Here is an 8,134-nt window from a genome sequence, read left to right on the forward strand (position 1 = left end):
CGCATCGGCTCGGGCCGCCCCCTCGCAGGGGCGGCCCGAGCCGATGCGCCGGAGCCTCCGTGGCGGGGCGGTCCCCGCTCAGGGCCGGGCGACGGCGAGGGCGAACACCCCCGCCGCGGCCAGGACGGCCAGGGCGGTCAGCACGAACGCCAGGCACCGCGCCCGCAGCTGCCGGTAACGCTCCTCGTACTCCTCGCGCAGCGCCCGGCAGCGGTCGGCGACCCGCTGCAGATCCCCTCGCGCCCGCAGCAGGCAGTCGCGGACGTAGTGCTTCTCGATCTCCTCGCGCTGCGCGGTGGTCAGCCACTGCATCGGCTCGGTGAAGGCACGGGCCCGCTGCTCGGCCTCGGCGACCCGCGCCTGCCACAGCAGATAGCCCTCCACCTGGTTGACCATCTCGGCGGACCGCGGCGGCCTGCCGTCCGGCCGGTCGGCCGTGCCTGTCACGGGAGAACCCCGCCGGGCGTCGTGACGCCGCCGGCCGCGAGAGGGCCGGCGCACCGGCGCGGCCCGTCCGCGGCCGGCCCGCGCCGCACCGGGAAGGCGGCGGGCGAGCCGGACGGGCCGGTCGTCCCGCGGCCGGCCGCCGTCACCCGCCCCCTCACTGCGGCACCGGAAGTGCGGAGGGCGGCGGGAAGCGGCGGCTCCTCCCGCGCGGGGTGCTGGACGTCGGTCATGCGGCCCGTGCACACGTTTCCTCCCGGAGGACGGATGGGCGACGGGTCCACGCGGTGTCCCGCGCGGTCCAGGAGCATCCTTCCGTCCCGCGCCGCCGCGTCCGCGGCCGTCGTCGCCCCGACGGAGCAACATCCGGCCCATTGCACACGATCGGCCCACACCCCGCGGGGCACGGGCCCGTACGGCCGGCGGGCACCGGCCGCGCCCCGTCAGCAGGGGGTGCCGGACTCCGGGAGGGGGAGTTCCGCCCAGATGACCTTGCCCTGGGGCGAGTAGCGGGTGCCCCAGCGCTCGGTCATCTGGGAGACCAGGAACAGGCCCCGGCCGCCCTCCTCGGTCGTGGCGGCGTAGCGCAGATGCGGGGAGGTGCTGGTGCCGTCGGAGACCTCGCAGATCAGGGCGCGGTCGTGGATCAGCCGGACGTGGATCGGCTCGCAGCCGTGGCGGATGGCGTTGGTGACCAGTTCGCTCAGGACGAGTTCCATGCTGAAGCCGAGCTCGGTCAGGCCCCACTCCTCGAGCTTGCCGGCGGCGGCGAGGCGTATCCCGGCGACGGCGGCCGGGTCGGGCGGCACGTCCCAGTCGGCGACCCGGCCGGGCGGCAGCGCGTGGGTGCGGGCGATGAGCAGGGCGACGTCGTCCTTGGGCCGTGACGGCAGCAGTGCGTCCAGGACGGCCTGGCAGCTCTGCTCCGGCGGCCGGTCGGGGTGGCCGGCGAGGGCCTGGCGCAGCAGTTCCATGCCGACGTCCAGGTCGCGCCTGCGGTCCTCGATCAGACCGTCGGTGTAGAGGACGATCTGGGTGCCCTCGGCGAGCTCGAACTCGGCCGTCCTGAAGGGCATGCCGCCCAGGCCCAGGGGCGGCCCGGGCGGCAGGTCGGGGAAGGTGACGCTGCCGTCGGGGGCGACCAGGGCGGGCGCCAGATGGCCCGCGCGCGCCATGGTGCAGCGGCGGGTCACGGGGTCGTAGATCGCGTACAGGCAGGTGGCTCCGACGACGGCCGCGGCGGCGTCCGTGCAGGGCTCGTCCTGGTCGATCCGGCCGGCCAGGTCGTCCAGGTGGCTCAGCAGTTCGTCGGGCGGCACGTCGAGCGTGGAGAAGTTGTGCACCGCGGTCCGCAGCCGGCCCATCGTGGCGGCGGCGTGCAGCCCGTGCCCGACCACGTCGCCGACGACGAGCGCCACCCGGCTGCCCGGCAGCGGGATCACGTCGAACCAGTCGCCGCTGACGCCCGACTGGGCGGGCAGATAGCGGTAGCCGACCTCCAGGGCGTTCTGCTCGGGCAGGGCCCGTGGCAGCAGACTGCGCTGGAGGGTGACCGCCAGCGCGTGCTCGCGGGCGTACCGGCGGGCGTTGTCGATGCTGACCGCGGCCCGGGCGACCAGCTCCTCGGCCAGGGACAGCTCCTCCTCGTCGAAGGGGCCGCGCTCCTTGGAACGCCAGAAGTTGACCATGCCCAGCACGGCTCCGCGGGCCTGGATCGGGGCCGCGATGAGCGAGTGGATGCCGTAGTCCACGATCGCCGCGGCGCGTTTGGGGTCCTGGGCGTGCCAGTCCGGCTCGTCGGACAGGTCCGTCACCAGTTCCAGGTGGCCGGTGTCGTAGCCGCGCGCCTGGGGCGTGGAGGGAAGGAAGTCGATCAGCCGGCCCTTCTCGTACAGGGGCGAGTCGTCCTGGATGCCGCGCATCGCGACGCGGCGCATGCCGGTCGCCGTGGCGGAGGACTCCTCCCCGCGCAGGACGCCGTCGGCGAGGTCCACGGAGACGAAGTCGGCGAAGCGGGGGATGACGACCCGGGCGAGTTCGTCGGCGGTGCGGGTCACGTCGAGGGTGGTGCCGATGCTCAGTCCGGCGTCGTAGAGCAGTTCGAGCCGTTCCCGGGCGGTCTCGGCCCGGCCGGAGAGGGCCTGCAGCTCGGTGGAGTCGCGCAGCGTCACCACGGTGCCCTTGGGGCCTCCGTCGCGGTCCGTGGGCCGCTGGTTGACCGCCAGCAGCCGGGCTCCGGCGAGGTGCACCTCGTCGGAGGCCTCCCGTCCGGAGGCGAGCAGCTCGACCATGTCCGGCTCCAGTCCCGGCAGCCGCGTCACCAGCTTGCCCTCGGCGTCCGGCGGCAGGTCCAGCAGCCGCCTGGCCTCGTCGTTGACCAGCAGCAGCCGTCCGCCGTCGTCGACGATGAGCACGCCTTCACGCACGGAGTGCAGCACCGCCTCGTGGTGCTCGTACATCCGGCGCATCTCGTCCGGGGCGAGACTGCGGGTCTGCCGGCGCAGCCGCCTGCTCACCAGCGCCGTCACCCCGGTGGCCACGCCGAGCGCCGCCGCTCCCCCGATCAGGATGATCGGGATCTGCCGCTCCACCAGGCTGGTCACGTTCTTGACCTTCATCCCGGCGGAGACCAGGGCGATCACACGTCCGCCGTCGTTCCGGATGGGCACGGTGGCCTGGACCTCCTGGCCGAGCGGCCCGTGGACGCTCTCGATGTGGGTCCTTCCGGCGAGCGGCGGTCCGATGGTCCCGACGAAGCGATGGCCGATGCGGTCGGGCAGCGGGTGGGTGTAGCGGATGCCCCTGGTGTCCATGACGACGATGAAGTCGACCCCCGCCGCCGCGCGCCCCGCCTCGGTGAGCGGCTGGAGCACTTTCGACGGCTCGGGGGCCCGCAGCGCGTCCAGGACACCCGGTGAGTGCGCGAAGGTCTGCGCGACCGCGAGGGACCGGCGCTCGGCCTCGGCCCTGGTGCCCCGCTGCGACTGCAGCATCAGGGCGAGGACCGCGGAGGCCACCAGCAGCACCACCAGTGCCACCTGCAGCACGAACACCTGTCCGGCGACGCTTCGCGGACTCTTTCCCACCAGCGAGCGCCAGGATATGCGCCGCAGGCGGGTGGAAGCTTCAACCATTTGGCCTTTGTAGCATCAAACGGCATGAATAGTCACGACTCGGACGTTCGCACGACCGATGAGCAGGTGTTCTCGCGGGCCGCGGGGCAGTGGTCCGAGGGCTGTGCGGCGCCGAAGGGACCTGCGGGGGCGAAGGCCCGGGCGGCGAAGCGTTCGCCGATGCGACGGTGGGTCTCGGTGTCCGGGTGCAGTCCGTCCGGCAGCGGAAGCTCGGCGTGATCGGCCTCGCCGTAGAGGTCGCGGCCGTCGAGATAGTGCAGGTGGGGGTCGTCGGCCGCGCGCTGCCGGACGATCCGGGCCAGCTCCTCCCGGACGACGGAGAGGGTCAGTTTGCCGGCCGCCCGTTCCGCGGGGTCGCCCGCGGCCCGGAACCGCAGCCGCCCGGCACCCAGACCGGCGAGGTCCGGCACGGTGGGGCCGGGGGTGTCCTCGTGGAGGGGACAGTACAGGGGCGAGACCACCAGGAGAGGCGTGGTGGGCCGCTTCTCCCGGATGAGGTCCAGAAATCCGTGGACCGCCGGGGCGAAGGCGCGCAGGCGCATCAGATCGGTGTTGACCAGGTTGATGCCGATCTTGAGGCTGATCAGATCGGCGGGGGTGTCGCGCAGGGCGCGGGCGGTGAACGGGTCGAGCAGGGCACTGCCGCTCAGCCCCAGGTTGATCAGGTCCACACCGGCCAGGGAGGCGGCGAGAGCCGGCCAGGTGGCGGTCGGGCTCGCCGCGTCGGAGCCGTGGCTGATCGAGCTGCCGTGGTGGAGCCACACCCTGCGGCCCCGGTCCGGTACGGGCTCGACGGGGGCGTCGGTGCGCAGCGCGACGAGTTCGGTGGTCTCGTTGTGCGGGAGCCAGATCTCGACGTCCTTGAGGGTGCCGGGCAGCCCGGTGAAGCGGAGGGTGCCCACCGGGCCGGGCCGGTGCTCGGCGGTGCCGGCGGCCATGTCGACGGTCAGGGTGTTGCCGCCCGTCACACTGCCCCGGCCGGCCGGGCGCCCGTCGACGATCAGGTCGTACACGCCGTCCGGGCGGGGCGGGGCGCCGGCGTAGCGCCGCTTGGTGGGCAGGGTGTCCAGTTCGATGGCGGTGGCCCGGGTGCGCAGGGCCAGCCGCACACCGGAGGGCTGGGACTCCGCCATGGCGAGCTGCGGGTCGGCGCACTGGGCGCGGGCCCGGGCGGGCAGCCGGTGCGGCAGGAGGCCGTGGGCGGTGCGCTCCAGCTCCAGGGCGCCGCGCAGGAGGTCGGCGGTGAGGGGGGTGGTGATCCAGTGGTGCTCGGTGCTCATGTTCTCAGGAGGTCGGCGGGGGTGCGGGGGCGCGGGGCGCGAGCCGGGGCCAGTCGCGCAGCATCGCGTCGAGGCGGTCGAGGATCCACGCCCAGGTCTCCTGCGAGCCGGGGGCGCTGTGGCTGAAGCCTCCGGCCAGCTCGAGGCTGACGAAGCCGTGGAAGACGCTGCCCAGCAGGCGGACGGCGTGCGTCTGGTCGGGTTCGGTCAGGTCGTAGCCGCGCAGGATCGCGCGGATCATCTGCGCGTGTCTGACCCCGGCGCTCGCGGCCGCCGTCTCGGGGTCGAGCCGGAGCCGCGCCGCGGCGTAGCGGCCGGGGTGCTCGCGGGCGTAGTCGCGGTAGACGCCGGCGAAGGCGATCAGGGCGTCCCTGCCGGCCCGTCCGGCCAGCGCGTCGGCGGCCCGGTCGGCGAGTTCCTCCAGGGCGAGCAGGGCGATCCTGGTCCTGAGGTCCTGGGAGCTCTTCAGATGCGAGTACAGGCTCGCGACCTTGACGTCGAACCGCCGGGCGAGCGCCGAGAGGGTCACCCGGTCGAAGCCGACCTCGTCGGCCAGCTCCGCTCCGGCCCTGACCAGGCGTTCGGTGGTCAGCCCCACGCGCGCCACACCGCCTCCTTCCGCGTGTCCTTCATCTGCCTTGAGGCATTCAACACCCACCTAAACTATTTAGGCAAATGCCATCCCTGTACAGCCTGGCGGGATGTCCGTCCGGGCCGGCGTCCGATCGTCCGGTCCGGCCGGGCCGCCTCCTGGAACCGGACATGCGCGGTCGTCCCGCCCCGCTGCACGGTGCGCTGCGCGAGGGACGGCGAACGGGGCGGCGCCTTCGCGCACGCAGCGGTCAGGAGGCGGCCGCGCGGCGCACCGCGTCCCGGGCGAGGCGGGTCGCGGCGTAGGAGGTGCCGGCGACGAAGCGCATCATCGGCCCGAACATCGGGGCGGCGAGCGAGCCGACGAAGTACAGGCCGGGCACCGAGGACTCGAACCCCGCGCCCAGATGCGGGGCCCCCGAGCCGGGCACGCGCCGCAGCGCACGCCGCACCTGTGAGGACAGGAAGGAAAGCGCGTCCAGGTCGAGCCGGTATCCGGTGGCGGCCAGCACATGGTCGGCCTCGAGGACCTCCGTGCGGCCGCCCGGCCCGGCGACGGTCAGCCGTACGGCGGCACCGGACGTCTCGGCCCGTACGACCCGGCGCGAGGTGCGCACCGGTACGACGCCCTCGACCCGGTCCCGCAGCCACCAGCCGCCGGAGGGCCGCAGCGCGCGCCGGAACAGCAGCAGCCGGGCCGCGGGGGGCAGAAGCCGTACCCCGCCGGGCGCCCGGCAGACCGCGGCCAGGATCCAGCCGGTGCCCAGGGGCGAGCGGGGCCCGCGGATCCTGCGTGCCCAGGACCGGTCCGGTTCCGGCACCGTCCCCCACAGCACGCTCTTCTCCCGGACCAGCACCTGCGTCCGGGCGCCGGCCTCGTGCAGCAGCGCGGCGCTCTCCAGCGCGGACTGACCGCCGCCGATCACGGCGATGCGCCGGCCGGCGTACCGGGACAGGTCGGTGTGCTGGCTGCTGTGGGACACCGGGGCCCCGACGCCCGGCCCCGCGGGTGCGAGCCGCCGCAGTTCTTCGGGGACGTGGGCCAGTCCGCTCAGACCGGTGGCCACGACCACGGCCCGGGCCGCCAGCTCACGGCCGTCGTCCAGCCGTACGGCGAACCCCGGGCCGGGCGGGTCCGGCCGGACGCAGACCACCCGTGCCGGCTCCACCTCGCCGACGTACCGCTTCTGGAACCACTGCCCGTAGCGGACGAACACCTCGCACGGGATCGGCGTCAGCTCGGTCAGCTCCGGCTCGCCGTGCAACCGGAGGAAGTCCGCCAGCCGTCCGCCGGGCTCCGGTGCGGACAGATCGACGGCGTCGGGCGTCGACTTCAGGAACATCCCGGTCGCCATGGCGTGCCGCCAGCTGCCCATGACCTCCCCGAACACGCGCACCGGGACGCCCGCGTCCCGCAGATGCGCGGCGACCGACAGCCCGTACGGCCCGGCGCCGATCACCACGAACGGAAGCGGCCGGCTCCCCGGCGGCGCTCCCCCGGGAACGGGCCGCCGCCCCGGAAACGACTGCGTCATGCATCCCCCCGTCGGTCCCCCGCCGCCCTCCCCATGGCCGGCGTGACACTCCGAACGGGCGCGCCGGCACGCACCGCCGCGCTCCTCCCCCTTCCGCCGCTCAGTGTTACCCATGGCCCGGTGCCGGAATGCGGCTTTGGGGCATGTTGCCGAAAAACGATGGAGCCGTCCCATGCGGACTCCCGCCGTCCGGGCGGGACGACGGGAGTCGGCGGTCGGGTTCCGGCCGGGTCCTGGTCGGATCCTTCGGGGCCTGGCCGGGCTCTAGTGGTCCGTGGCGGCCGGGGAGCCGACCGCGGGCGGTGCGCTCATCAGCTTCCCGAACAGGGCCATGCAGGTGGAGCAGTGCCCGGCCCGCTGTGCGCTCGCGCCGTCGACGTGCTGACTGAGGGTCTGGCCGCACAAGGTGGTGGTCGTCCGTTTGGCCATGACGTGCCAGACCAGTGTTCCTCCGGGCTTCTCGGCTCCTGCACACATCTCGTACATGATCGGCTCCACTCCCTCGATGGACGCCTCTCTCGCTCCAGGAGACCCCGGGCGGGCCGTTCATACGTCGTTACGAACGGCCATTCAGGTGAAAGGCCGCCAGGGAACGGGGTCCGGCCGCCGGGCCCGGTGTCACCGCTTCGTGCCGTTGTGCCGGGCGATACGGGTGATACGGGCGCCCCTGCGCTTGCCCACCGGGACCCACCGCGTTTCCGGGCTGCCCCATGACGGTCCTCACGGCCTCCGGGGCCGCACCGGGCACGTCCTCCGCGTGGATGTCCGTGGCTGTCTAACGCGTCACACAAAACCGGGGACGGCCGTCGTATCGCACCATGAACCGCCCGATCTCGTCGCAGAGCGTTGCCGGACGCCGTTTTTCACTACCGCCAGTAACATGCTCAACTTTGACGCAGGTGCTTCCTACTGACGAGTAGGGCCCACCTCGCTGTCAGACACCTCTCTGCGAAGGATCCCTCATGTCGTCTTCGGATGATGCTCTGCAGCAAGCACGTTTCGACTACGAGGAACACAGGCGCACCTGCCGCCAGTGCCATGCCCACGGCGCGCAGTGCGCCGTGGCCAAGCACCTTCTGCGCATCTACAACAACGCCCGCAGGGGTCTCAGTCGCGCCCAATAGGTCCCGCGGAGGGCGAAAGGGCGGCG

General features: G+C 73.6%; 6 protein-coding genes. All 6 read right to left on the reverse strand.

Features of this window, described 5'->3' with window-relative positions:
• Positions 1-78: 78 nt before the first annotated feature.
• The 6 genes from CCN35_RS13520 to CCN35_RS13550 all read right to left on the reverse strand — a co-directional run bounded on the left by CCN35_RS13520 (position 79) and on the right by CCN35_RS13550 (position 7,470).
• Positions 79-447: a cytochrome C oxidase subunit I gene (locus CCN35_RS13520; RefSeq protein ID WP_385880712.1), complete on the reverse strand. Its 369-nt coding sequence runs from the start codon at positions 445-447 to the stop codon at positions 79-81.
• Between the two features lie 440 nt (positions 448-887).
• The gene (locus CCN35_RS13530) at positions 888-3,578 is read right to left on the reverse strand and encodes a SpoIIE family protein phosphatase (RefSeq protein WP_169721354.1); all 2,691 of its coding nucleotides are present in this window, start codon (positions 3,576-3,578) and stop codon (positions 888-890) included.
• Between the two features lie 32 nt (positions 3,579-3,610).
• Entirely contained in the window at positions 3,611-4,858 is a 1,248-nt protein-coding gene (locus tag CCN35_RS13535) for a GDSL-type esterase/lipase family protein (RefSeq protein ID WP_086792808.1), read from the reverse strand.
• A gap of 4 nt (positions 4,859-4,862) precedes the next feature.
• Positions 4,863-5,465, reverse strand: a complete 603-nt coding sequence (locus CCN35_RS13540) for a TetR/AcrR family transcriptional regulator (RefSeq protein ID WP_067390941.1) — start codon at positions 5,463-5,465, stop codon at positions 4,863-4,865.
• Positions 5,466-5,700: 235 nt separating this feature from the next.
• Complete coding sequence (locus tag CCN35_RS13545; protein WP_067391216.1) at positions 5,701-6,909, reverse strand: FAD-dependent oxidoreductase; 1,209 nt, start codon at positions 6,907-6,909, stop codon at positions 5,701-5,703.
• 339 nt (positions 6,910-7,248) lie between these two features.
• Entirely contained in the window at positions 7,249-7,470 is a 222-nt protein-coding gene (locus CCN35_RS13550; protein WP_067391213.1) for a hypothetical protein, read from the reverse strand.
• Positions 7,471-8,134 lie beyond the last annotated feature (664 nt).

It is taken from the genome of Streptomyces thermovulgaris (assembly GCF_002155915.1).
Classification (GTDB): Bacteria; Actinomycetota; Actinomycetes; order Streptomycetales; family Streptomycetaceae; genus Streptomyces; species Streptomyces thermovulgaris.